A 23,412-nucleotide genomic window follows, 5' to 3' on the forward strand; every position below is an offset into this window, starting at 1 on the left:
ATTTGAGTGTTTTCCCTTGGAGACATAGGCATTACCTAGCGGACGTTTTCCTTGACCAACCTATTTTTGGCGTCTACATTCAACTCGATACGACTCGTCTCTTAATATCCCGGCAAGATTCAATCCATGAATGCCGGCTTTGTCACTTCCATTGCCAGCCTTGGCCTCACACATGAGCAAGCGCCCTCCCGTCATCATTTCCTGCGCCTTGACCGGCGCGGGGGACACCCGAGCAAAGAACCCCGCCGTGCCCGCCTCGCCCCGGGAGATCGCGGACCAGGCCATCGATGCTGCGCGCGCCGGCGCATCCATCGTCCACATCCATGTGCGCGAGCCCGAGACAGGCAAGTCCTCCACGAAGTTCGCCTACTACGAGGAGGTCGTGCAGTGCATCCGCGCATCCCGCTGCGATGTACTGATCAATCTCACGACCGGTCCGGGCACGATGCTGACGGTGCCGACCGACGCGCCGTTTCGTGTCGTCCCCATTCCCGACGCCGAACTCATGACGCCGCATGAGCGGGTTGCGCACGTGGTCAGCCTCAAGCCCGACATCTGCAGCCTCGACGTCGCAACCATGAGCTTCGGCGACGCCGTCTTCATCAACCCCGCGAACCACCTGCGCGAGATGGCCGCACAGATCCACGCAAGCGGTGTGACGATGGAGTTGGAGGTCTTCGACTTGGGCCACACCCGCCTGGCGAGTCACCTGATCGCGACAGGTGCAATTCCGAAGAGCGCATATTTCCAGCTGTGCATGTCAGTGCCCTGGGGCGCACCGGCCACGCCGACAGTGTTGGCCGAGATGCAGCGCCTGCTACCGACCGGCTCGCACTGGAGCGCGTTCGGCATCGGCTCGGACCAATTCCCGATGGTCGCGACTGCCGCGATCCTAGGCGGGCATGTGCGAGTCGGACTCGAGGACAACCTATATGTCTCGCCGGGCAAGCTCGCACGCGACAACGCCGAACTCGTCGCCAAGGCGGCCAGGATCATCGAGGACCTCGGGTATGACGTCGCCACGCCCGATCACGCGCGCACTACTCTGCTAGGCTGAACCGTGAAACCCGGCGAGATTTCCGACATTCCGCTGCAGGGGGACAACCCCACCCGCGCATTCATCGCGGACGCGGTGGCGTCCAGACGCCGACACCTCCCACTGGAGGTGAATCCCGCGCTGGCCAGTCTGTCGGCCCTGCTGGTGGAGAGCGGTAAAGACGAACTGGTGATCCGGTTCACCGCGCCACGCGATGCGACGCAGGGCAACGGCGTAGTGGGCGGAGGCACGCTGGCGAACATGCTGGACCTGGCCATGGCGATGGGGGTCTTGTCGCAACTGAAGCCTGGCCATACATGCGCCACCGTCAGCCTGACAGTCAACATGCAGAGCGCTGGCCACGAAGGTCATTTCATTGCAGTGGCGGGGGTGGACCGGGTCGGGCGGCAGATCGCCTTTGCGCACGCGAAGCTTTACGACGCAGAGCGCTCCCGCCTGATCGCGAATGCCACCTCGTCGCTGGCCGTGATGGCAGTCCGGCCGTGACGTTCGCAAGCTCTTCGGCCCTCTCGGGCTATGACATCGAAGAAGACCTGAATCTCCTAATTCGCAGAATCCTTGCACTCGCCAGCACTGCTGTGAACGCGCGGCTGCGCGGCATCGGCGGACCGACGGAGTCGCAATGGCGGCCACTGCATTTCCTGTACATCCGCGGTCCGTTGCGGATCATCGAACTGGCCCTGCTCTGCGAAATTGATCCGGCCGGCATGACCCGATTGATCGATCGCCTGGAACGCAAGGGGCTTTGCCGCAGATCGCGGTCTCTGTCGGACCGCCGAGTGGTCGAAGTTCTTCTCACCGAGCGCGGCGCGGAATCTGCGCAGCGGGTCGCTCCTGTGCTCGAGCGCGTGCGACACGAACTACTGGCTGACTTCAACACGGCACAGCGGAAGAACCTGCTTCAACTGCTTGTGCGCCTGGCGAACAATGCGCGAGGCGGTAAATCTTCTGCGTAGCGTTCGTTCGACCGGCCCGCGCGGTCAGCGCGGTCAAGGGCCGCTTCGCACAGTCGAGCCATGCGCTTTCTCTAGCATGGCCATTAGCTTTCATTGCATGGCCCCGCTCGCAGGCCGCCGCTATGGTTGGCCGAGGGGATCAACGCGCTGGTCAAGCCGAAGATCCGTATCAGTTGAAGCACAGCAGCAGTCTGCCTTGTGAAGGCAGAGGCACCAATCCCAAAGAAACATGATGAACGCCCTAGAAAGTAAACCCAAGCCATACGGCCCACCGAGATGGTGGGAGACAATGGCAGGCGCACCGTTGGCGTATTTCCTAGTCCTCGGTGGGTTCTTCGGGGTACTTTTTCTTCTTAAGAAGCTGCTCGTGGCCTTGGGATAGTGCAGGCCTGGCGCAAGGCCTGTTACAGGCCCGTGGGGCGGTTGCAATGCGCGCGGACACCTGGAGCGCAATGAGTACTGCAGTTCAAGCGCTGCTGGATCAGCGATACGACCTGATCGACGTCCTCGGAGGTGTTGAAGAGGCCGCAGGAGATGCGGATGCCGCCGCGCTCGGGCGATACAGTTCCTGAATCACTGCCCTCCCCTTGGGAATAGTGATGGTCCGCCCTGAGCTCGCGAGTTGTACCTCAAAGCTCTCATCACCTTCGGCAGGCCCAACGTGTGCGGCGAAGAATTCGTAGTTCAACTGCTCTTCCGGCTAGCTCTTTGCACGGGCTTCGACCAGAACAGCGTCCATGAACCCCTTTGGGCCACAGCCGTAGAGATGAGTACCAGGCTCAGGCTTCGCGAGGCGGGAACATGCTCGCTCCGTCTTCGCTGACGTAGGCCTTCAGGTTGCCGGCCTCATCCAGGACTGCAATGCCCATGGGTTTGAAGCCCTTGGCCTTCGAGCGGACCAGTGCCGCTTGGATGATTTCGTTCGCTTGCGCCAGGGTGATGCTCATAGTGTTTTCAATCCTTCAAAAGTGTCTAGAGGCCCGCCCGGCGCATGAGGGTGGTCAGTCCTCGGGGGTGAAGCCAGTTGCTTTGACCACTTGTTGCCAGTAGTCGTAATCGCGCTCGGTCAGCGACGCCAAGGCCGTCGGCGCCCCGTCCAGGGGCTGAAGCGCATTCTTGTCGAACATTTCACCCATGGCCGAGCTTGCGAACGGAGCGTTGACTGCCGCATTCAGTGCATTGACCTTTGCAGCAGGTGTGGCCGTCGGAGCAAACCAACCGAGCCACTCGAACGAACGAGATGTCCTTATAGCCGAGCTCAACCATGCTGGGCACATCGGGAAGGGCCTTCCGCCGCTCCGGACTCGTGACCGCAAGGAGCAAGGCAAGCGGATGAACTGGTGGTTCTTCCCCGGGCTGCGGGCGCTTCGACAATTTATCCCAGGCGAAACCTACTGGATACATAGTGCACTGTTTTGCATTCACAAAGCCGATGCAAGTTTTTCTATTTCGCACCATTTGTATGCACACATGACCCTCTAGTGGGCAAAAAGCAGCGATTTTGTATGGCACACATCGTGCTGCGTGAATGGGAAAACTCGGACCACCTCATGCGCCCTTTTGAACAACGCAACCGCTACTTCGACCAGCTCTGCAACACGCCCGGCCTGATGTGGCTGGGACAGAACACCAACCACTTCGACCCCCACCCCAGCGTGCTCCACGCCATCGCCGACGCGCTGAAGGACGGCAGCTACCACGCCTATGCACCGCCCTGTGGCTTCGAGGAGCTGCGCCAGCTGATCCTCGAAGACCTCGGCCTGCCCGAGGCTTGCGCCTTCGTCACCGACGGTGGCGTGGAAGCCCTCTTTAACGTCTGCAGCAACATCTGCAAGCCGGGCCAGGACTTCGTCACGACCGACCCGAGCTGGGCTTGGCCGATGCACTTCGCCCGCAAGTTCGGCTCGAACGTCGTCGAGCTGCCAATCTTCAATGAAGAACAAGACTACAAGCTCACCGCCCACCAGCTGAGTGCCGCCGTCGGCCCGAACACCGGCGTGATTTACCTGGTGGACCCGAACAACCCGCTGGGCACTTGCCACACCGCTGACGAGATACGCGAGCTCACCGATATCGCCCGTTCGGTCGGGGCGTATTTCGTCCACGACGCCACCTACTCGCAGTTCGCCGAAGGCTTCACGCCCGCGGCCAAGTTCTACGACAAGAGCATAGTCGTCTACAGCTTCTCGAAGTGGCTGGGCCTGGCCGGCATGCGCCTGGGCGCCGTTGTCTCCGGCGCGGAAATCATCGAGCTGCTGGCCACCGCGCCGCCGAACAACCTGGGGAGCAACGTGCTCTCGCAGCGCGCCGCCATCGCCGGCCTGAAGACCAAGAACGAGTGGTTTCCGCTGGTCAAGCAGCGACTTCGCCGCAATCAGGCCGCCGTGGCCGAGACCGTGAAGGCAGTGCCGGGCCTGCGCGTACTGGTGTACCCCTCGCACGCCAACCTGCTGGTGATCGACACTGCCGAAGCCGGCGTGAACCCAGAATCGCTGGTGGCTGCTTACGGCGAGAAAGGGATCATGATCCGCCAGGGCACATACCACACGAAGCGTTTTGGCGACAACTTCATCAAGGTGAGCCTGTCGGTGCCGGAAGAATGGGCCGACCGCTTCTGCGCACTGCTGCCCGCCATGGTCGAGCGCGCACGCACGATACCCGCCCCTGCGCTGTTCTGAACCCGCAGCCGCCCCCCAGCCACCTTTAGGACACGACCATGCCCTTCATCACCGCCCGCGACGGCACCCGCCTGTACTACGAAGAAGCCGGCACCGGCACCCCGATCGTGTTCGTGCACGAGTTCGGTGGCGACCACCGCAGCTGGGAAGCGCAGATGCGCTACTTCACGCGCCGCTACCGCTGCATCACCTTTGCCGCGCGTGGGTACACGCCGTCCGACGTGCCCACCGACGTGGAGCGCTACTCGCAGCAGATCGCCGTCGACGACATCGCCGACGTGATGAGCGGCCTGGACATTGACAAGGCCCACATCGTGGGCCTGTCGATGGGCGGCTTCTCCACGCTGCACTTCGGCTTGCGCCATGCTTCTCGTGCGCTGTCGTTGGTGGTGGCGGGCGCCGGCTACGGCGCAGAAAAGGAGTTCGAGGACTACTTCCGAAACGTGTCGCTCGAAGTGGCGCGCAAGTTCGAGGAGGTGGGCGCGCCCGGGTTCTCGAAGACCTACTCGCAGGCCGGCTCGCGCATCGTATTCCAGGTAAAGGATCCGCGCGGCTGGCAGGAATTCGCCAACCAGCTCGCCGAGCATTCGTCTGTGGGGTCGGCCCGCACGATGCAAGGCGTGCAGGCGCGCCGCCCGTCCATCTACGACCTGGAGGCTAAGCTGCGCCAGATGGCCGTACCCACGCTGGTCGTCGTCGGCGATGAGGACGACCACTGCCTGCAGCCCGGCATCTTCCTGAAGAAGACGGTGCCGGCGTGCGGCCTGCTCGTGCTGCCCAAGACCGGCCACACCCTCAACATCGAGGAGCCGGCGTTGTTCAACCAGTTTGTTAGCGACTTCCTCGCCACCGTTGAACAGGACCTATGGCTACCTCGCGACCCGCGCAGCCAGCCGGCCCAGATCATGAAGACCGAATGACCCAGGCGGCCCTGTTCGTCGACGAACGCCGCCTGAGCGAGCGCCTGGCCGCGCTCGCGCGCATCGGTGCCACGCCCACCGGTGGCGTGAACCGGCCGGCGCTGTCGGCCGAAGACGCCGAGGCCCAGGCGCTGATGGCCTCGTGGGGCCGCGCGCTGGACCTGACGCCCAGCCGCGACGACGCCGGCAACTTCTTCCTGCGCCTGAACGGGCAGGACCCGGACGCCGCGCCGGTGCTGAGCGGCTCCCACCTCGACAGCCAGCCCACCGGTGGCCGATACGACGGCGTGTTCGGCGTCGTGGCCGCGCTCGAAGCCGCGCAGGCCCTGCGCGAAGCCGGCATCACGCCGCGCCGTTCGCTCGACGTGGTGGCCTGGATGAACGAGGAAGGCTCGCGTTTCGCGCCCGGCATGATGGGCGCGGCCGTGTTCGCCGGCGATCGCACGCTAGCCGACATCGGCAGCGTGCGTGATGCCGACGGCATCTGCGTGGCCGACGCGTTGCAGGACACCGCGATGCGCCTGGCGCAGTTGCCGCACCGCCCACTCGCCGGAGCGGTGCACGCCTACGTCGAGGCCCACATCGAACAAGGCCCGGTGCTCGACCGCCTTGGCATCCCGGTCGGTGTGGTCACCGGCATCCAAGGTAAGCACACCTTTCGCGTGGTCGTGGACGGCGAGGCCGCTCACGCCGGCACCTCCAGCCGCACCGAGCGCCGCGATGCGCTGCTGGCGGCGCTGGCGATGGTGCAGGCGCTCACCGCCGAGCTGCACGACGCCGAGGATCAGGTGAAGTTCACCGTCGGCCGCTTCGAGGTGACACCCAACGCACCCTCGGTCGTTCCCAGTCGCGTGCTGTTCTCGATCGACCTACGCCACCCCGACACCGATACGCTGCGCCGGCTGAGCGCAGCCGTCGAACCGCTCTGCCAGGCTCACGCAGGCCCGTGCAAGGTGACGGTGACGCGGCTGTCCGCCGCCGACTCGCTGGTGTTCCCCGACGCGATGCGCGCCCGCGTGAAATCGGCCGCCGACACGCTGGGCATCGCGTCGATGGAGCTGCGTTCGGCCGCCGGCCACGATGCTCGTTACCTCCACTCAGTCACGCCTTCGGCAATGGTGTTCGTGCCCAGCCGCGATGGCATCACGCACAACGAGACCGAGTTCACAGAACCGGCCGACCTCGCCGACGGCACTCGTGTGTTGACCGAGGTACTGCAAGGCTTGGTGGGTTGACCTAATGGTGGTGCCGCGACCGATACGGCGAATGACACCGCGCCTGGGGCTCACGCCGGCATGTAGGCGGACACCGCCGAGATCAGGTCGACCATGTCGTCCTGCAGCAGCGTCACATGGTTGGCCGCTGCGGAGAACGCAGCCTCCGGCTCGTTGCGCTGGATCGCATCAATGATGGCTTGGTGCTCGCCGATGGTCGCCAGCATGCGGCCCGGCTGGTAGGTCACGTAGCGGCGGTAGAAGCTCACGCGCTTGCGCAGCAAGCGCGTCTGCGCAGACAGATGGTGCGTGTTCGATGCGTCGTACAGCGCGTCGTGGAAGTTCTGGTTCACCTGGTAGAAGAGGTCGCGGTTGTCGCTGTTCACCAGCGCCTTCAACTCGTCCTGGATCTCCAGCAGGCGCTTACGCTGCTGCGGCGTGGCGCGGCGCGCGGCGTAGCGCGCACACAGGCCTTCGAGCACCGACATTATCTGGAACATCTCGATGATCACCGGCATCGACAGGCTGGCCACGCACACGCCGTTCGGGCCTTTCATCTCGACCAGCCCGGTGCCGGCCAGTGCGCGCAGCGCCTCGCGCACCGGGGTGCGCGAGACCTTGTAGCGCTCGACCAGCTCGGCCTCGTCGAGCCGGGCGCCCGGCTTCAATGCACCGCTGACGATCTGCGCCTCGAGCGACTCACGCAGGTCCTCGGTCAGCGTGACGGATTTGTCCCGCACACGCTCGCGCATCGGCGCGGCGTCATTGGGCGGAAGGGTTGGCTTCATGGGGTCTCCGGATGCTGAGTGTCTGTTCACTGGGACTCGCGGGCCCGCAGGATACGGGATCCCGTCTAGCAGTATTCGCGCCACGAATCCCGAGCCATCCATTCGCGGATCACGCGCCGGCTCGGTGCATTCGCACGCCATTTTGAATCCAATTTTCTAAGTTTTGTATTCACATGCATCAATTTGATGCTAATTTTTGCGCAATTTCGAATACTGAAAGCTAATTTCTGGTGTTTTCCACGTGGCACGGTTAGTGCAATGCCTATCGAAGCCGTGTACGCAACCCCTCGGGGCCTGCGTCACCGCCGAGCCCGGCCCGTGCGCCCCGCCTTCCGACCCTTTGAACACGACTGCACTGACATGACCTCTCTGAACCTGACCCACAAGACCGCCCTCATCACTGGCGCCTCCAAGGGCATCGGCCTAGCCACCGCCTGGGCGTTCGCGAAGGCCGGCGCCCACCTGCACCTCGCCGCCCGCGACAACGCCGCCCTCGAAGCCGCCCGCAAGGAGATCCAGTCCCACCACGACGTGAACGTGCAGGTCCACGCGCTCGACCTGTCGGTGCCCGGCGTAATGAAGCAGCTCGACGCCGCCGTCGGCGACGTCGACATCCTGATAAACAACGCCGGCGATATGCCCTCTGGCCCGATCGAATCGCTCGACTGGGAGGTGGTGCGTCGAGGCTTCTCGCTGAAGGTGCTGGGCTACATGGAGCTCACGCAGCACGTCTACGCGCGCATGAAGCGCCAGGGCCACGGCGTGATCGTCAATGACATCGGCAACTCGGGCGAAAACTGGGATGCGAACTACATCGCCGGCTCCACCTGCAACGCTGCCGTGATGGCCTTCACCCGCGCCCTGGGCGGCGTGAGCCTAGACGACGGCATTCGCGTCGTGGGCGTGAACCCCGGCCCGGTCGCCACCGACCGCATGATCAAACTGATGAAGCGCCGCGCGCTCGACAACTACGGCGACGAAGGCCGCTGGGAAGAGCTGTTCTTGCAATACCCGGGTGGCCGCCCCGCCGAAGCCTACGAAGTGGCCGACCTGATGCTGTTCCTGGCCTCGGACCTGGCCCAGTACATCACCGGGACCATCGTCACCATCGACGGCGGCATCGCCGCCCGCGGCTCGATCATCAAGACGGGCAAGTTGGCGCAGAACCAGCAGGCAAAGCCGCCTGAGCCGGACCGAGCTTCCTATTGATTTGCATGAGTGTCATCGACTCCTGGATTCACCAAAGTGCGACGCCATGCCTTCCTGCAAGGCACGGCGCACACAAATCACTGGCACTGCTCTTGCGGAGTCCCGTGAGCCTGCATTCCCACCACCAGCCCGGCTGGCACTGACCGCGCCCCCGGACAACGACCGCCCCACGCCATGTCGACCCCCCTTCCCCTCCCTGCCATCCACGAGTCCCCGGCTTCGACGGGCAGCGCCGCATCGCCATCGCGCCCGCGGCTGCCGCCCGAGGTGCTGATGAGCATCTTGTCGGTGCTGAGCATTGTTGGCCTTTGGTACTTCGCCACGTTGTTCCTGCCGCCGTCGGTACTGCCGCCGCCGCACACCGTGCTGACGGCCATGCACGAGCTGGCCAACACCAGCGAGCTGTGGAGCGACATCGGCATTTCGCTCTGGCGCATCGCACTGGCCTTCGTGATCGGCATGGGCATCTCGCTCGTGCTGGGCTTCGCGATGGCGGTCTCGCCGCGCGCCGGGATGTTCTTCCGCGTGTGGGTGGTGTGCGGTATCACGGTGCCGGCCATCGTCACCATCCTCACCGTCTACATGATCATCGGCATGAACGACCGGGCCGCCGTCATCGGCGCCGCCATCACTGTCGTACCCTTCCTGACGATCAACATCCGCGAGAGCATTAAGGGCATCGACACGCGGCTGATCCAGATGGGCCGCATCTTCCGCGCCGGCCGCATGCAGATGATCCGCTCGGTGATATTGCCCCAGGTGGCGCCGATGCTGCTGGCCTCCTCGCGCTTCGGCCTGGGCCTGGTCTGGAAGATGGTGTTGTTCGTCGAACTGCTCGGCCGCAGCAGCGGCGTGGGTTACCGCATCGAGTACTACTTCCAAATGTTCGACATGACCCAGGTGCTGGCCTACGCGCTGAGCTTCCTCGTCGTGATGATGTTCATCGAGGTCTTCGTCTTCGGCCTCGTCGAGAAGCACATCTTCCGCTGGCGCCGTTGAGCACGCCCCCGCCCCCCGCCCCCCGCCCCCCGCAACGCTTCCACAGGACATCCCCATGGCGCAAATCGACCTCGTCAATGTCGGCAAGACCTATCGCAGCGCGCAGCGCGAGCCGCTGCACGTGCTCAACGGCATCAACCTCAGCATCGAGGCCGGTGAAGTCGTCGGCCTGCTCGGCCCCTCGGGCTGCGGCAAGTCGACCATCCTCAACATCGTCGCCGGGCTGGACACGCAGTACAGCGGCAGCGTGACGATCCAGGACCGCCCGATGGCGGAGCAGCTCGCCTCGGGCTTCCGCGTCTCCTACGTGTTCCAAGAATCGCGCCTGCTGCCCTGGTACACACTGACGCAAAACATCGAGTTCGCGCTGCGCGCGGCCGACTTCCCCCACCAGGAATGGGCCGACCGCACGAACGCGGTGCTCGACCTCGTCGGCCTGTCCAGCTTCAAGGGTTTCTACCCCGGTCAGCTCTCGGGCGGCATGCAGCAGCGCGCCTCCATCGCCCGCGCCTTCGTGGTCGACCCCGACATCCTGCTGATGGACGAGCCGTTCAGCGCGCTCGACGAGCTGACCGCGCGCAAGCTGCGCCAGAGCCTGCTCGACATCTGGTCGAAGTTCCGCTCGACCATCCTCTTCGTCAGCCACAACGCCTACGAATCGACCTACCTGGCTGACCGCATAGTCGTGATGACCTCCGATCCCGGCGGAAAGATTGCAGAGCAGATCAACCTGCGCGGAATCGCCCGCCCGCGTTCGTACGACGACGCCTCGCTGTTCGAGAAGAGCAAAGACGTGATCCACATTCTCGACCGCCGGCCCGCCGCCATGGCCTGAGCTTTCCGTTTGCCCTTCCTCCCGAACCATACCGCACTGGAGTTCCCGCCATGAAATACCCGAAGTCGTTCAAGTTAGTCGTCGGCAGCCTCGCCGCGACGCTGGCCCTGGGCGTTGCTCCGATGTGCCAGGCCCAGACCGTCAACACCGCCAAGGGCGATGGTGGCACGGTTCGCATGCTGATCAACCCGGCTGGCACGATGTCGATTCCGCCGCTGGTCATCAAGCAGTTCAACCTCGACAAGAAGTACAACATCAACGTCGAGACGGTGCCCTACAGCAACAACAACTCGGCCGCCGTAGCGCTGCAAAGCAAGAGCACCGACGTCGTGATCCTCGACTGGCTGGCCACCGCGCGCCTGAAGGCCGGCGGCGTGGGCGTAGTCGGTGTCGCGCCGTTCATGACCTACGTGAACAGCATCATCGTGCCAACAAACTCGCTAGCCAAGACCCTGGCCGACCTGAAGGGCCTGAAGGTCGGCGTACAGAACAAGACCGGTTTCGACTGGATCATCACCGTTGCCGCCGCGAAGAAGAAGTTCGGCATGGACCTGAACAAGGAAGTCACGCTGCACGAAGGCGCGGTGCCACTGCTGCGCGGCTTGATGGAACGGGGCGAATTGCAGGCCACCGGCATGTGGAACTCGCTGGCCCCTGAAATGCTGGCCAGCGGCAAGTTCCGCACGCTGACGACGATCCGCGAGATCTCCGACAGCACGGGCCTGCCCACCGTGCCCTTCCTGTTCTTCGGCTTCCGCGAGGAATACGCCAAGGCCAACCCGGCCAACGTGCGCGCCTTCGTTGCCGCCTACCAGGACGCGGTGAAGATCATGAAGTCCGACGACCAGCTGTGGGAAGAACAGGGCAAGCGCATGAAGCTGTCGCCCCAGGCCACCCAGTTCTTCAAGAAGCAGGTGCGCAACAACTTGTTGACGGTGTTCACGCCCGACATGGCCAAGGGCCTGTCCGACTCGCTCGACGCGATGGTCGACGTGGCCGGCCCTGAAGTCATCGGCATGAGCAAGCTGCCCGCCGGCCTGATCACGCTGGACTACCAGTAAATCGTTCGAAACGCCGCGCCCCATTTGCTTCCAGGGGCGCAGCGCCTTCCCTTCCCAGGAGACATCCCGTGAGTTCCCTTCAAGCCAAGACCGTATCGACCGTGAGCCTGCCGGTGATCGACATCAGCGGACTGTCCTCATCGAACCTCGCCGACCGCCAGGCCGTCGGCCGCCAGATCCGCGCCGCCTGCATCGAGTACGGCTTTTTCTATGTCGATGGCCACGGCGTGCCGCAAGGCTTGCTCGACGCCGCCCTGCAGCAGGGCGAGGCGTTCTTCAGCCAGCCCGACGACGACAAGGCGAAGGTGGCGCGCACCCACTCGTTCTGCAACCGCGGCTGGGACCCGCTGAAGGCCGAATCGCTGGGCCTGGACGTGCCCGACAACAAGGAAACTCTGTTCCTCGGCCTAGACCTGCCGCTGGACCACCCCGCCGTCGTGGCCGGCCGCTTCAACCATGGCCCGAACCAGTGGCCAAGCGACCTGCCCGGCTTCAAGCCGACCATGCGTGCCTACCACGCGGCCCTGCGCGACGTCAGCGAACGCATGATGGTCGGCCTGGCCCTCGCGCTGAACCTGCCGGAAGACCACTTCAAGGACTTCAACGACACCCCGCTGTCCACCGTCCGCATGCTGCACTACCCGCCGCAGGCGGTGGGAGCCTCGCAAGACACCATCGGCGCCGGCTCCCACACCGACTTCGGCGCCTTGACCTTTCTGTTGCAGGACAACAACAGCGGTCTACAGGTGCAAGGCCTCAATGGCGATTGGATCAGCGCACCGCCGATCCCTGGCACCTTCGTGTTCAACATCGGCGACGCCATCGCCCACTGGACCAACGACCTGTTCCGCTCGACGCTGCACCGCGTGGTCAACGTTTCGGGCAACGAGCGCTATTCGGTGCCGTTCTTCTACTCCGGCAACCCCGACCATCAGCTCGAATGCCTGCCTGGCTGCCTAAAGGAGGGCGAATCGCCGAAGTACCCACCGACCACCGTGGAAGCGCACATGACCGAGTGCTACCACCGCGCCCGCGCGGCCGCGCCGTCCTACCTCGGATGACCGCATCCATGACTGCCTCGTTCAAGAGATATGACTTCCTGACGGCGCTCGCGTCGGTGGCCCGTGACGACCTCGTCGTCACCAACTTGGCCAACACCGCGACCGAGTGGCATGCGGCGCGTCCGTCGCATGCCAACCTCTACGCGGTGGGCATGGGCCTGGTGACGCCCTATGCGCTGGGCGTGGCCCTGGCCCGTCCCGACCAGCCGGTGATCGCGCTCGACGGCGACGGCGGCATCTTCTTCGACACTTCGGTGCTGGGCACCATCGCCGCAGCGGCTCCGGTCAACCTGACGATTGTCGTGTTCGACAACAGCGGCTACATATCCACCGGCAAGCTGCCCGACGTGGCCTCGTTGGCCGCCCAGGTCGATATCGCCACGCTGGCGCGCGCCTACGGGCTGGCCAACGTGCACACAGTGGACCACCCCGAGGCGCTGGTCGCCTGCGTGCGCGAAACCTCGGCCCATGCCGGCGCGAAGCTGATCGTGGCCAAGGTGAACGTGGAACAGGCCTTCGTCGGCGCACTGCCGATGGACCTGAAGGAAAACAAGTACCACTTCGTTCGTCATATCGAGCAGGCCGTCGGCATCCGCATCTTGAAGCCTTCGGCCAAAGAACACGGCGCCCGCCCCGCGGCCGACCCGAGCGGCAACGCCGGCGCCAACGGCAGCTTTGCACAGACGCTGTACGCCGCGCTGAAGGACAACGGCATCGACTTCGTCATTGGCCTGCCCTGCAGCGGCTTCAGCGGCGCGCAGTCACTGCTGATGCAGGACCGCGAGCTGCGCTACCTGCCGGTCGCCCATGAAGGCACCGGCTTGGGCATCTGTGCCGGCGCCTGGCTGGGCGGCAAGCGCCCGGCCGCACTGATCGAGAACTTCGGCCTGTTCGCCTCGGTGTACCAGTTGCTGCGCGGCCACTTCAGCCACGGCATTCCCACGCTGCTGATGACCGAATGGCGCGGCGACACCGGCGACCAGGAGTTCTTCGCCGAGACCGGCGAAGTGACGCGCGCGCTGCTGTCGGCCATCCGCGTGAACCACCGCGTAGTGGACGACGCCGCGCAGCTGATGCCCGCGGTGCGCGACGCGCTGCGCTGGATGGACGCCTGCCTGCGCCCCTTCGCGCTGCTGCCCACCTTCGAACTGACGCGCCAGAAGCGCTAGCTCGCCCCCTTCACCCGATCGCCCACCCATGCGCACCCTGCTCTCCAACATCGGCCAGCTCTACACCTGCGACAGCAGCGACCGCGTGCTGGCCAACTCCTATGTCGTCGTCGACGACGACCGCATCGCGGAGGTTGGCCAGGGCATGCCCGAGGGCCACTTCGACCAGCGTCTGGATCTGCGCGGCCAGATCGTGATGCCTGGCTTCATCAACCTGCACCACCACTTCTTCCAAACACTGACGCGCGCCATCCCGCGCGCGCTGTCGGGCCACCTGCTCGACTGGCTGAAGACGATGTACCCGCTGTGGGCCGGCATGACGCCCGACGACCTAGACGCCGCCACGCAGGCCTCCATGGCCGAACTGATGCTGACTGGCGCCACCACCACCGCCGACCACGCCTACCTTATGCCGGGCGGGCGGGCTGAGTACACCGATGCGCTGGTGCACGGCGCGCGCACCGCCGGCCTGCGGCTGCACCTGGTGCGCGGCTGCATGACGGCGATGGAAGACACGCTGGAGGCCGACCTGAGCGCCGTGCTGGGCCCGCGCGCCGGGGGCCTGGTCGACGACGAGGAAGCCGTGCTGGCCGACATGGCCCACGGCATCCGCCAGCACCACCAGACCGGCTGGGGCGCACGCATCACGATGGCGCTGGGCCCCACCACTGCCACCTACCAGCGCATGGACTTCATGAGCCGCATCTCCGAGCTGGCCCACGCCAACGGCTGCGGCCTGCACATGCATTTCCACCCGCGGCCTGACGAGCGTGTGTGGTGCCGCGAGCAATACGGCAAGCGTCCCATCGAACTGCTGCAAGACGCCGGCTGGCTGGCCCCCGGCACCTGGTTCGCGCACAGCACGCGTGTCGATGCCGAGGACATGGCCCAGATGGCCGAGGCCGGCGTGGCCGTGGCCCACTGCCCGCGCATGCTCGTGCGCCTTGGCGCGCGGGTGACGCCGATGCACGAAATGCTGGCCGCCGGCGTGAAGGTCGGCTTCGGAGTCGACGGCGGCGCCAGCAACGACAGCGGCTCCATGCTCGGCGAAATCCGCCTGGGCATGCTGCTGCACCGCGCGGCCGGCGGCGAAGGCACCGTGCCGTGGCAGCAGTGGCTGTCGCCCTATCGCGCGCTGACGATGGCCACGCGCGAGGCCGCGGCCATCCTCGGCCGCAGCGACATCGGCCGCATCGAGGTGGGCTGCTGCGCCGATATAGTGGCCTTCGACATGTCGCCGATCGGCTTTGCCGGTGCCCGCACCGACTGGATCTCGGGCCTACTGGTGGCCGGCGACGACACCCGCGCGTCGCTGACCATGGTGGGCGGCGCGATCCGGGTTCTGCACGGCCGCCTGGCGTGGGACGACGAACGCGCGCTGCGCGGCCGTGTCGACACCATCACGCACCGTCTGATCGAACGCGCCCACGGCCTCACCGGCCTGGACTACTCTCAGATGGCATGAACGGGCATTGTCACGTTGGCGGTCAGTCGACGCGCGATGCGCGACCGATGCCTTCTTGAGCGTTTCGATCTCGGCGCGCACTTCTTTGCGAGCAACGCGGGAGATTTCGGCTCTAAAGATCGAGGCGATGTTTGGCATGGACGCATTGTGCCGCGCCGTTGCAGCGCTGCAGTTCTGCCGTCGGACCTTCAAGGCCGGGCATGAAAAGCGACAGCGGTCGGCATCGAGGCGGTTCCCTGAGCGGCTTTTTTCTCCCTGGCCTCTACCAGCGCCGAACCACTGTCGAGAGGCAGTGTGCGTGACCCAAGTGAAATCGGAGTGAAGTCCGTGCAGGAGTTCTGTGAAACGATACTTGCCGTCTTGTTTCGTGCAACTGCTGCCCCTGATGCAGCCAGTCAGAGCTTGAGCGACACTGCCTGCCGCCGCCGAGATCTCACCGGGGCTGGATCGCCCGCCTGATCCGATCCGCGTATGTCGTCAGTGTCGGCACCATCGCCACGACGTCCTCCAGCGTGCGCCTGCTCTTCGGCGCAGAGATCGTGAGCGCCGCCACAACCTGACCCTCTGTGTTCTGTATGGGTACTGCGGCACCAACGACGCCTGCGATGTACTCGGACTCGTTGGCCGCATAACCCTGATTCTTCACTTTCCGAAGGCGCTCGAGAAGAACTTTCGGCTCGGTCACGGTCTTGGGTGTCAGTGGCTCCCAGGGGCCGGAGGCCATGAACTTGGCGAGTTCGTCCGGCGGCAGTGCCGCAAGGAAGATCTGCCCACTGGATGTGCAGTGGAGCGGCGCCTTCTGCCCCGCCTGAAACTGAAGCGTGAGGGGAGACTGCCCCATGACGCTCGCGATGTACTCGACCTCGCCGGAGGACATCAACGCCAGGCCGCAGGTTTCTCCGGTCTTTTGTGCAACGGCCGTCAGCAGCGCTTGAATTGGCGCGTAGACGATGGTGGAGCTCAGGATCGACGTCGCCAGTCCAACCAGCTTGGGGGCGACGGCGTACTTGCCCTTGACGGGCATCTTCTGGAGAAACTGCAGTTCCTCCAGCGTGGCGATCATCCGGTGTGCTGTCGGCCTGGGCAGATCGAGGAGATAGACGATGTCGGCCGCGGAGATCATGCCCATCTTCGCCGCCAGGTTGAGGACCGCAAACAGCCGCTCGACAGGCGTTCCCACGATCGCTGTCGAAGCTTTCTTCGCTTTCTTGGTCGTCGTGCTCATGGCTGCATTATTCAGGTCTCTATCGACGTCCCGGAACTGCATCGCGATTCTTCAGAATGGCCACGAGCTGAGACGTCAGCGAGGAAAGCACCATGTAGATCACGGCGACCGCCAGGTACATCTCGACGAGGCGTCCGTCACGTTGGGCAATCTTCGAGGCGGCTCCCAGCAGATCGGTGACCGACAGCACGTAGACCAGCGACGTATCCTGAAACAGGATGATCGTCTGCGTGAGCAGTATCGGGCTGACGACACGCAGTACCTGCGGCAGGATGATCAGCCGATAGGTCTGCCAGGTCGACATCCCCAGCGCCTTGCACGCACCGTACTGCCCCTTTGCCATCGACTTGAACCCTGCGCGAATGATCTCGGCGTAGTAGGCGGCCTCGAACAGCGTGAACGTCACGAAGGCCGTCCACACCGGCCCGATCTGCACCGGCCTCGAGGCTCCGGCCATCCACATCAGCACGAGCGGCATCAGGAAGAAGAACCAGAAGAGCACCATGATCAGGGGCACCGAGCGGATCAGCGTGACGTACGCACTTGCGAGCTGGGACGCGACCGGAACTTCAAGGTGCCTCACAAGAGCGAGGCCAATGCCGAGCAACAGGCCGCCGAGAAAGCCGACCGCGGTGAGCTTCAGCGAGAACACCAGTCCGTCGAACAGGAACGGCCAGGCCTGCGCGATCACGGAAAAGTCGAAGTGGTTCATGGCTTCGCCGCCTCCTTTCGCATCGGAAAGAAGCGGCGTCTCGTGATCGTGGGCTCCGTGCCGGGCGTGCGGAGGCGCTTTTCCAGGCCGTGCATGACGGCATAGACGGAGAGTGCGAGCAGCAGATAGAGGATGGTTGCCGCGCCGAAGGCCTGGAACGTCTTGAAGGTGAACTCGTTGATCTGTCGAGCCTGGGCGGTGAGCTCAAGAAGCCCGATGGTCAGTGCCACCGACGTGTTCTTGAAGATGCCCATCACCTCGCTGGTCAGCGTCGGCATGATGATGCGCAGCGCCTGTGGAAGCAGGATGGTGCGATACAGCTCCAGTTCTGTCATGCCCAGTGCCCTGGCGGCCGATCGCTGGCCGTAGGGCAATGCTTCGATCCCCGCCTTGACCTGCTCTGCCACGCGAGCGCCGGTGTAGAGCGAAAGCGCAATCAATGCGGGGAAGAAGGCTCCCCAGGGCGGCACCATCTTCTTCATCGCATTGCCGAGGTCGGGCGGCAGCAGTTCAGGCAGCACGAAGTACCAGAGGAACATCTGGACGATGATGGGGATATTGCGGAAAACCTCGACATAGAGCCGCGCGGTCAGCGCGATCGCCCGGTTGGAGGAGGTCCGGCCACAGCCGACCAGCACCCCCAGGACGAAGGCTACGCACCAGCCCGCCAGCGCCAGGGCGACCGTCCAGGCCAAGCCATTGAGCAGCCAGGCGAGATACAGCTCCTCGCCGTCCTGGACTGTCTCGAAAAGAACTTCGAACACATCGAGCTCCAGTCAGCTTCGGATGGTGGTGCTTCAGTCGATCCGGTCGCTGGGGACCTTGATCCGCTCCTTCAGCTTCTCCGTCATCGGAAAGGCCAGGCTCACGTTGCGCGGCGGGATCGGCGCCTCGAACCACTTCTTGTAGAGCTTGTCGTACTCGCCGCTCTTCATGAGGTTGCCGATCACGCCGTCGACGAGGGCCTTGAACGCCGGATCGTCCTTGCGCAGCATCAGGCCGTAGTAGATATTGTCGAAGCCGCCAGGCATGAGGGCAAACGACGCCGAGTTGCGTGAGTTCGCCTTCTCGCCCGCCAGCAGGATGTCGTCCTCGAGCCAGGCGACGGCACGGTTGCTGTCGAGCGTGAGCATTGACTCGCCATGGTCCTTGGCCGCGATCGTCATCAGCGCCACCTTCTGCTCTTCGTTGAACTTGCGCGCGAAGCCGACGGCGTTGGAGCCTTGTGTGACCACGATGGTCTTGCCCTTGAGGTCCGCCGGACTCTTCACGCCGGAGTCCACGCGCACCAGCCAGAGCGGCTGGCTGACGAAGGTGGCGACCGAAAAGGCAACCTGCTTCTGCCGCGCGGCGTTGTTCGCGGTGCCGCCGCACTCGATGTCGACGGTGCCGTTGACGACCAGCGGGATGCGGTTCGACGAGTTGACGGCCACCTGCTTGACTTCCAGCTTGGGCATGTTCAGCTGCTGCTTCACCTTGTCCACAACGGCCGCGCACAGGCCCATCGAAATGCCGACGGGCTTCTGCTGGCTGTCCAGGAACGAGAACGGCACGGACGACTCGCGGTAGCCGAGCGTGATCGCCCCGGTTTCCTTGATCTTCTGCAGCGTATCTCCGCCGGTCTGGGCGAAGCTGGGCATGTTCGCGGCCAGCAGGCATGCGGCTGCGATGGTGAGAAACGACGACTTCGGGTTCATGAAGATTCTCCTGCGGTCAATAAAAAGATGGCAATCAGTCGACCTGGATTGCCGCCGTCGGGTGGGCGCTGCGGCTCAGGCGCTGCTGGATCAGCGATACGACCTGGTCGACGTCTTCGGAGGTGTTAAAGAGGCCGAAGGAGATGCGAATGCCGCCGCGCTCGGGCGATACGCGAACCTGGTTCTGCGTGAAGTAGTCCAGCCATTCGGCGACCGGCAGATCCAGCACATAGATGTGTGCACGGCTGGCACGGGTACGTGGACCGACGAGACGTACGCCGAGCCGTTCAAGCTGTGCGATCAAGCGGTCGCCCAGTTCGAGCACGTGCGCTTCGATTCGCTCGACGCCGGTCTTTCGGATGAGGTTGATCGAGCTCGACAAGGCGTGCAGATCGGGAAGGTTGTAGTTGCCAAACTCGAAGCGCCCCGCATCCTTGCGCGGCGCCAGATCGTCGGGCCGCGCGATGTAGTCCTCGGGGGGATTCGCCAGGCTGCTCATCGCGAGGTAGGCCGGCTGCAGTTCATCCAGACCGGCCTTTACGTAGAGGATTCCCAGGCCCTGCGGCACGAGCAAACCCTTGTGGCAGCCGGCGGCCAGCACGGACACGCCCAGTGTCCTGACGTCGACCGGCAGCACGCCGACAGACTGCATCACGTCGACGACCAGGTAGATGCCCTTCTGCGCGCACAGACGGCCGATGCTGGCGATGTCGTGCCGCTGGCCCGCATGGAAGGTCACGTGCGACAACGAGATAACCTTGGTCCTGGCGTCGATGAAGGGCTCGAAGGTTTCCGCGGTCGCGATTTCATCGTCTGCCACCTTCACGAAGCGCACCTGCACGCCCTTGCGCTTCAGGTTGAGCCAGGCATAGGCATTGTTCGGATGGTCGCCCTCGAGCATCAGGACGGTGTCCTCGTTCGCAAGCGGAACGGCATTCGCTGCGATATTGAGGCCCTCGGAGGTGTTCTTGGTGAAGGCGATCTCGCTGGGCGATGCATTCAGCAGCGCCGCGACGTCCTCCCGGGCACGCTCGACGCGGCGCATCCACACCGGCTTCGGGCCGGCCATTTCGTTGCCTTCCGCGAGAAATTCGGAAAGTGCCAGGCGCACGCAGGTCGCCATGGGTGTCTGGTGCGCGGAGTCCAGGTAGAGCATCCGCTTGGTGACCGGAAATTCCTGGCGGATGGAGTCAATTTCGAGAATGGCGGACATGGTTTCCTCAGTTCATCAATCATTGCCCCGATGTGGGGCGGCGGGTGCATGGAACGCATGACCACCGTGTGACGTGAATCGATGCGACGGTGTCATCCTAGGAGTGCCTGTGAGTCGCCACGTCTCGATATTCGGCCATATCGAAGGTCGAATTTCCAAGGGAAAGTACAGGTAGATCACTCCAAAAATCGCGTCCGGATTTCGAGACAAAATTTCATCGCAGGCAGCCTGATTCAGGCTCTTTCATGCGCTGTTCGCAGGGTTTTGGAGCGTAGAACGAGGGTGATCGACCCCAAGACGGCGCCCTCGTGGGAGTCAACGCCTCGCACCATGCAGGGGCGACGTCCGAACAGGGATCGTCCACTTGAATTTTTTGCGTTGCACTTTTCGGACGCTTATCCGACCAGGGCGTCGCACGGGCGAGCACGATGAAAGAGGCACCTTGCGAGAGCTTGCTCACCAGGCTGCTGCGTGTCGAAATCTGAACACACCCAGTCGACGCAGAGACATACCATCCGCCGCGCTCTGCAACTGCAGGGCTCCGTGGACAGGCTGACTGCAGCGCATGCGCTTCGAGCGCTTGCTGCTCACCATCCGCCACGAGGAAAACGTACGTCGCCGCGCAGTTCCGGCGATTGAACCTTGAGGACCCTTGACCCATGAAAACCAAAGCCGCCGTCGCCTGGAAACCCGGAGCCCCGCTCACCATCGAAACCGTGGACCTCGAAGGCCCGAAGTTCGGCGAAGTGCTGGTCGAGATCAAGGCCACCGGCATCTGCCACACCGACTACTACACGCTCTCGGGCGCCGACCCCGAAGGCATCTTCCCCGCGATCCTGGGCCATGAAGGCGCGGGCATCGTGGTCGATGTGGGCCCCGGCGTCACCACGCTGAAGAGGAGCGACCACGTCATTCCGCTCTACACGCCCGAATGCCGCCACTGCAAGTTCTGCCTCTCGCGCAAAACCAACCTGCGCCAGCTGATCCGCAGCACCCAGGGCAAGGGCCAGATGCCCGATGGCACCAGCCGCTTCAGTCTCGACGGCAAGCCCATCGCGCACTACATGGGCACCTCGACCTTCAGCAACTACATGGTCGCGCCCGAGATCTCGCTGGCCAAGATCCGCGAAGACGCCCCCTTCGACAAGGTCTGCTACATCGGCTGCGGCGTCACCACCGGCATCGGCGCGGTGATCTTCACGGCCAAGGTAGAAGCCGGCGCGAACGCGGTGGTGTTCGGCTTTCCACTGGCGGCGGCGAGGTGATGAACGCCGCGGGTGCTCGCCTCGTGAAGGTGCTCAACTATCCGCTCGACATCGACAAGCTACACACCGGCGCCAACCGGGTGTTCAAGATCATGGACGACCATCTGGCAGACCGCGAGTTCTTGGAGCTGGGCCGTGCAACGATCGCCGATACCGCCTGCTTTCCGTACACAGCACTGGCCGGTGAAGGTGGCATCGACTTGTCACCGTACAAAAACGTGCTTGCATGGATTGAACGGATGAAGAGGCTCCCAGGCTTCATTCCGATGCCGGGTATTGCCGCCGCAAACTAGGCCGTGCCTCCGCGGGCTTCGTGAGTCGAGGCTTACGGATCCCGCACCGCGCCTCGTCGACGACTCCTAGTGCAGTTTCACCTTGGAGCCGGTCGAAGGTGTTAGCGACCTCGCCAGCGTCTCCCGAGCCACGCGCCACCATCCATGCAGGGCGAGCTCGTGCATTTTGTACATGGACTTGTACATGAGCTTGGCGAAGACGCCTTCGATAAACATGTTCCTGCCTACAACGCTGCCCATCAAGTTGCCGACCGTGCTGAAGTCTCCCAAGGAAATCAGCGAGCCGAAATCTCGGTAGCGATAGGGAGGAAGACTCCCCCCTGCAATGAACTGCGAGAGATGACGCGCCAGGAACGAAGCCTGCTGGTGTGCAGCCTGGGCTCGAGGTGGAACGTAGCCCTTTCCATTGGGGCGCATGCATGCAGCGCAGTCACCAATGGCAAAGATGCTGGAGTCCAACGTCGTCTGTAGCGTCGGGTACACCGTCAGCTGATTGAGTCGATTGGTTTCGAGGCCGTCCAGCGTCTTCAACAGTGCTGGGGCCTTCACGCCCGCAGCCCAGACACTGATTTCCGCAGGGATCGTGCGACCGTCTTTCAGCGTGACCTCGCCTTCATCAACGCTGCTAACACTCGCTCCAACGTGGACGTGAATACCTGAGCGGCTCAACAGGTCGTGCGCAGCGGCCGAGAGTCGGGCGGGAAGTGCCGGAAGAATTCTGTCCGAGGCCTCGATAAGGTGAATCTCAAGCTTGGCGCGACCGTTGAGTGCAGCGTCTGCTGAGTTCAAGACCTCTTTCCCCGTTCGATGCAGTTCAGCGGCGAGCTCGACGCCAGTTGCCCCTGCTCCGATGATGCAAATCCGAAGTTGAGCAGCAGTCAAGGGACCATCTTGAGCCTGGGCTCGGAAGCAGGCATTCATCAGCTTCCGATTGAAACGGACTGCGTCGCCAAGCGACTCGAGCTTGAGCGCATTCTTCAGCACGCCTTCGGTTCCGAAGTCGTTGCACTGGCTTCCGACTGCGATGACGAGAGTGTCGTATGGAACGTTCCGTCGAGGCGTTACCCGCTCTCCCTCCGAGTCCACATAGGGGTCAACGCTCACCAACCGAGCCACTCGGTCGAGGCCGGACATCTGTCCGATTCGGAACACGAAGCCGTGCTTGCGTGCATGTGCAAGATAGCCGACTTCGTGCCGGCTGGTGTCCATGCTCCCGGCCGCGATTTCATGAAGCTTCGGCTTCCAGACATGTGTTCGAGACTTGTCTATGAGCGTGACTGCGAGACGTCTGTTCCTGCCAAGACTGGTCGCGAGTTCAAGGCCTGCCGCCCCACCGCCAACGATGACAACCCTATGGCGCTCAGGAATGCCGCCATCCTTTTGTCCTTCTGTGGACGGTACTGACCATCGACTGAGCATGACAGAACCTAGTTGTAGCCAAGGACGGCCACGCCATCCAAGATGACCTCGAGGTCCCTTCTTTTGGCTTCAGCTGCCATTACGGACATCGGCAGGTCTCGCAGGCGAGGAACGGCCAGGAGACCTTGCACACCAACCAATGGCGACGGAGCAGGACAAACCGTGGTCGTGGCAGG

24 protein-coding genes and 1 pseudogene are annotated in these 23,412 nt (G+C 63.8%); 16 read left to right on the plus strand and 9 right to left on the minus strand.

Going from position 1 to position 23,412, the window contains the following annotated elements:
• The first annotated feature begins 172 nt into the window (after positions 1-172).
• The 3 genes from FFI97_RS22510 to FFI97_RS22520 are packed head-to-tail and all read left to right on the plus strand — an operon-like array spanning position 173 to position 2,013.
• Entirely contained in the window at positions 173-1,057 is an 885-nt protein-coding gene (locus FFI97_RS22510) for a 3-keto-5-aminohexanoate cleavage protein (protein WP_139701240.1), read from the plus strand.
• A gap of 3 nt (positions 1,058-1,060) precedes the next feature.
• Positions 1,061-1,543 (plus strand): PaaI family thioesterase, encoded by a 483-nt coding sequence (locus tag FFI97_RS22515; protein WP_139701239.1) that lies wholly within the window; start codon positions 1,061-1,063, stop codon positions 1,541-1,543.
• Entirely contained in the window at positions 1,540-2,013 is a 474-nt protein-coding gene (locus FFI97_RS22520) for a MarR family winged helix-turn-helix transcriptional regulator (protein WP_139701238.1), read from the plus strand. The genes FFI97_RS22515 and FFI97_RS22520 overlap by 4 nt, the downstream gene beginning before the upstream one ends.
• 779 nt (positions 2,014-2,792) lie before the next feature.
• Here the strand turns inward: FFI97_RS22520 and FFI97_RS22525 are convergent.
• Both FFI97_RS22525 and FFI97_RS34445 read right to left on the minus strand, forming a co-directional pair.
• The gene (locus FFI97_RS22525) at positions 2,793-2,960 is read right to left on the minus strand and encodes a heme-binding protein (protein WP_139701237.1); all 168 of its coding nucleotides are present in this window, start codon (positions 2,958-2,960) and stop codon (positions 2,793-2,795) included.
• Positions 2,961-3,014: 54 nt separating this feature from the next.
• Complete coding sequence (locus FFI97_RS34445; protein ID WP_409574641.1) at positions 3,015-3,149, minus strand: hypothetical protein; 135 nt, start codon at positions 3,147-3,149, stop codon at positions 3,015-3,017.
• On the opposite strand from FFI97_RS34445, the gene FFI97_RS34065 reads away from it, so the two are divergent.
• The 4 genes from FFI97_RS34065 to FFI97_RS22545 are packed head-to-tail and all read left to right on the plus strand — an operon-like array spanning position 3,148 to position 6,846.
• Positions 3,148-3,495 carry a hypothetical protein gene (locus tag FFI97_RS34065; protein ID WP_260685167.1) on the plus strand — a complete coding sequence of 116 codons (348 nt, stop codon included), beginning with the start codon at positions 3,148-3,150 and terminating at the stop codon, positions 3,493-3,495. The genes FFI97_RS34445 and FFI97_RS34065 overlap by 2 nt on opposite strands.
• Before the next feature lie 23 nt (positions 3,496-3,518).
• Positions 3,519-4,691 (plus strand): pyridoxal phosphate-dependent aminotransferase, encoded by a 1,173-nt coding sequence (locus FFI97_RS22535; RefSeq protein WP_260685114.1) that lies wholly within the window; start codon positions 3,519-3,521, stop codon positions 4,689-4,691.
• Between the two features lie 38 nt (positions 4,692-4,729).
• The gene (locus FFI97_RS22540) at positions 4,730-5,611 is read left to right on the plus strand and encodes an alpha/beta fold hydrolase (RefSeq protein ID WP_139701236.1); all 882 of its coding nucleotides are present in this window, start codon (positions 4,730-4,732) and stop codon (positions 5,609-5,611) included.
• The gene (locus tag FFI97_RS22545; RefSeq protein WP_139701235.1) at positions 5,608-6,846 is read left to right on the plus strand and encodes a M20 family metallo-hydrolase; all 1,239 of its coding nucleotides are present in this window, start codon (positions 5,608-5,610) and stop codon (positions 6,844-6,846) included. Before FFI97_RS22540 ends, FFI97_RS22545 begins: the two co-directional genes overlap by 4 nt.
• 50 nt (positions 6,847-6,896) lie before the next feature.
• Here FFI97_RS22545 and FFI97_RS22550 read toward each other — a convergent pair whose 3' ends face one another.
• Positions 6,897-7,613 (minus strand): GntR family transcriptional regulator, encoded by a 717-nt coding sequence (locus FFI97_RS22550; protein ID WP_139701234.1) that lies wholly within the window; start codon positions 7,611-7,613, stop codon positions 6,897-6,899.
• A gap of 360 nt (positions 7,614-7,973) precedes the next feature.
• Here FFI97_RS22550 and FFI97_RS22555 point away from each other — a divergent pair, with 360 nt between their 5' ends.
• The 7 genes from FFI97_RS22555 (at position 7,974) to FFI97_RS22585 (ending at position 15,412) form a co-directional block, all read left to right on the plus strand.
• Positions 7,974-8,822 (plus strand): SDR family oxidoreductase, encoded by an 849-nt coding sequence (locus FFI97_RS22555; protein WP_139701233.1) that lies wholly within the window; start codon positions 7,974-7,976, stop codon positions 8,820-8,822.
• A gap of 174 nt (positions 8,823-8,996) precedes the next feature.
• On the plus strand, positions 8,997-9,821 hold the full coding sequence (locus tag FFI97_RS22560) for an ABC transporter permease (RefSeq protein WP_139701232.1): 825 nt from the start codon (positions 8,997-8,999) through the stop codon (positions 9,819-9,821).
• 55 nt (positions 9,822-9,876) lie between these two features.
• The gene (locus FFI97_RS22565) at positions 9,877-10,656 is read left to right on the plus strand and encodes an ABC transporter ATP-binding protein (RefSeq protein ID WP_139701231.1); all 780 of its coding nucleotides are present in this window, start codon (positions 9,877-9,879) and stop codon (positions 10,654-10,656) included.
• 50 nt (positions 10,657-10,706) lie between these two features.
• A complete protein-coding gene (locus tag FFI97_RS22570; RefSeq protein WP_139701230.1) occupies positions 10,707-11,717 on the plus strand; it encodes an ABC transporter substrate-binding protein in 1,011 nt (336 codons plus the stop codon).
• Positions 11,718-11,785: 68 nt separating this feature from the next.
• Positions 11,786-12,778: an isopenicillin N synthase family dioxygenase gene (locus FFI97_RS22575; protein WP_139701229.1), complete on the plus strand. Its 993-nt coding sequence runs from the start codon at positions 11,786-11,788 to the stop codon at positions 12,776-12,778.
• Between the two features lie 8 nt (positions 12,779-12,786).
• The gene (locus tag FFI97_RS22580) at positions 12,787-13,947 is read left to right on the plus strand and encodes a thiamine pyrophosphate-dependent enzyme (protein WP_185993684.1); all 1,161 of its coding nucleotides are present in this window, start codon (positions 12,787-12,789) and stop codon (positions 13,945-13,947) included.
• Between the two features lie 28 nt (positions 13,948-13,975).
• Positions 13,976-15,412: an amidohydrolase family protein gene (locus tag FFI97_RS22585; protein WP_139701227.1), complete on the plus strand. Its 1,437-nt coding sequence runs from the start codon at positions 13,976-13,978 to the stop codon at positions 15,410-15,412.
• Positions 15,413-15,845: 433 nt separating this feature from the next.
• On the opposite strand, the gene FFI97_RS22590 is transcribed toward FFI97_RS22585, so the two are convergent.
• The 5 genes from FFI97_RS22590 to FFI97_RS22610 are packed head-to-tail and all read right to left on the minus strand — an operon-like array spanning position 15,846 to position 20,259.
• Positions 15,846-16,637, minus strand: coding sequence for an IclR family transcriptional regulator (locus FFI97_RS22590; protein WP_185993685.1), 792 nt, complete (start codon positions 16,635-16,637; stop codon positions 15,846-15,848).
• A 19-nt stretch (positions 16,638-16,656) separates the two neighbouring features.
• A complete protein-coding gene (locus tag FFI97_RS22595) occupies positions 16,657-17,349 on the minus strand; it encodes an amino acid ABC transporter permease (protein WP_139701225.1) in 693 nt (230 codons plus the stop codon).
• A complete protein-coding gene (locus tag FFI97_RS22600) occupies positions 17,346-18,113 on the minus strand; it encodes an amino acid ABC transporter permease (RefSeq protein WP_139701224.1) in 768 nt (255 codons plus the stop codon). The genes FFI97_RS22595 and FFI97_RS22600 overlap by 4 nt, the downstream gene beginning before the upstream one ends.
• Positions 18,114-18,146: 33 nt before the next feature.
• On the minus strand, positions 18,147-19,046 hold the full coding sequence (locus tag FFI97_RS22605) for a transporter substrate-binding domain-containing protein (RefSeq protein WP_139701223.1): 900 nt from the start codon (positions 19,044-19,046) through the stop codon (positions 18,147-18,149).
• A gap of 34 nt (positions 19,047-19,080) precedes the next feature.
• Positions 19,081-20,259 carry an aminotransferase class V-fold PLP-dependent enzyme gene (locus tag FFI97_RS22610; RefSeq protein WP_139701222.1) on the minus strand — a complete coding sequence of 393 codons (1,179 nt, stop codon included), beginning with the start codon at positions 20,257-20,259 and terminating at the stop codon, positions 19,081-19,083.
• Positions 20,260-20,918: 659 nt separating this feature from the next.
• Here FFI97_RS22610 and FFI97_RS22615 point away from each other — a divergent pair.
• A pseudogene (locus FFI97_RS22615) lies at positions 20,919-21,500 on the plus strand (alcohol dehydrogenase catalytic domain-containing protein); the annotation flags it as partial.
• A gap of 47 nt (positions 21,501-21,547) precedes the next feature.
• Positions 21,548-21,817 (plus strand): glutathione binding-like protein, encoded by a 270-nt coding sequence (locus tag FFI97_RS34070; protein ID WP_409574642.1) that lies wholly within the window; start codon positions 21,548-21,550, stop codon positions 21,815-21,817.
• A gap of 66 nt (positions 21,818-21,883) precedes the next feature.
• On the opposite strand, the gene FFI97_RS22620 is transcribed toward FFI97_RS34070, so the two are convergent.
• A complete protein-coding gene (locus FFI97_RS22620) occupies positions 21,884-23,236 on the minus strand; it encodes an NAD(P)/FAD-dependent oxidoreductase (RefSeq protein WP_139701221.1) in 1,353 nt (450 codons plus the stop codon).
• Positions 23,237-23,412: the final 176 nt, after the last annotated feature.

Source organism: Variovorax sp. KBS0712, assembly GCF_006323185.2.
Taxonomy (GTDB): domain Bacteria; phylum Pseudomonadota; class Gammaproteobacteria; order Burkholderiales; family Burkholderiaceae_C; genus Variovorax; species Variovorax boronicumulans.

Coding starts and splice junctions, on each gene's coding strand:
- FFI97_RS22585 (WP_139701227.1), top strand. CDS start 13,976: ATGCGCACCCTGCTCTCCAACATCGGCCAGCTCTACACCTGCGACAGC.
- FFI97_RS22545 (WP_139701235.1), top strand. CDS start 5,608: ATGACCCAGGCGGCCCTGTTCGTCGACGAACGCCGCCTGAGCGAGCGC.
- FFI97_RS22510 (WP_139701240.1), top strand. CDS start 173: ATGAGCAAGCGCCCTCCCGTCATCATTTCCTGCGCCTTGACCGGCGCG.
- FFI97_RS22610 (WP_139701222.1), bottom strand. CDS start 20,259: ATGTCCGCCATTCTCGAAATTGACTCCATCCGCCAGGAATTTCCGGTC.
- FFI97_RS22570 (WP_139701230.1), top strand. CDS start 10,707: ATGAAATACCCGAAGTCGTTCAAGTTAGTCGTCGGCAGCCTCGCCGCG.
- FFI97_RS22620 (WP_139701221.1), bottom strand. CDS start 23,236: ATGCTCAGTCGATGGTCAGTACCGTCCACAGAAGGACAAAAGGATGGC.
- FFI97_RS22580 (WP_185993684.1), top strand. CDS start 12,787: ATGACTGCCTCGTTCAAGAGATATGACTTCCTGACGGCGCTCGCGTCG.
- FFI97_RS22555 (WP_139701233.1), top strand. CDS start 7,974: ATGACCTCTCTGAACCTGACCCACAAGACCGCCCTCATCACTGGCGCC.
- FFI97_RS22605 (WP_139701223.1), bottom strand. CDS start 19,046: ATGAACCCGAAGTCGTCGTTTCTCACCATCGCAGCCGCATGCCTGCTG.
- FFI97_RS22550 (WP_139701234.1), bottom strand. CDS start 7,613: ATGAAGCCAACCCTTCCGCCCAATGACGCCGCGCCGATGCGCGAGCGT.
- FFI97_RS22535 (WP_260685114.1), top strand. CDS start 3,519: ATGGCACACATCGTGCTGCGTGAATGGGAAAACTCGGACCACCTCATG.
- FFI97_RS22595 (WP_139701225.1), bottom strand. CDS start 17,349: ATGAACCACTTCGACTTTTCCGTGATCGCGCAGGCCTGGCCGTTCCTG.
- FFI97_RS22525 (WP_139701237.1), bottom strand. CDS start 2,960: ATGAGCATCACCCTGGCGCAAGCGAACGAAATCATCCAAGCGGCACTG.
- FFI97_RS22590 (WP_185993685.1), bottom strand. CDS start 16,637: ATGAGCACGACGACCAAGAAAGCGAAGAAAGCTTCGACAGCGATCGTG.
- FFI97_RS22560 (WP_139701232.1), top strand. CDS start 8,997: ATGTCGACCCCCCTTCCCCTCCCTGCCATCCACGAGTCCCCGGCTTCG.
- FFI97_RS34065 (WP_260685167.1), top strand. CDS start 3,148: ATGGCCGAGCTTGCGAACGGAGCGTTGACTGCCGCATTCAGTGCATTG.
- FFI97_RS34445 (WP_409574641.1), bottom strand. CDS start 3,149: ATGGGTGAAATGTTCGACAAGAATGCGCTTCAGCCCCTGGACGGGGCG.
- FFI97_RS22565 (WP_139701231.1), top strand. CDS start 9,877: ATGGCGCAAATCGACCTCGTCAATGTCGGCAAGACCTATCGCAGCGCG.
- FFI97_RS22540 (WP_139701236.1), top strand. CDS start 4,730: ATGCCCTTCATCACCGCCCGCGACGGCACCCGCCTGTACTACGAAGAA.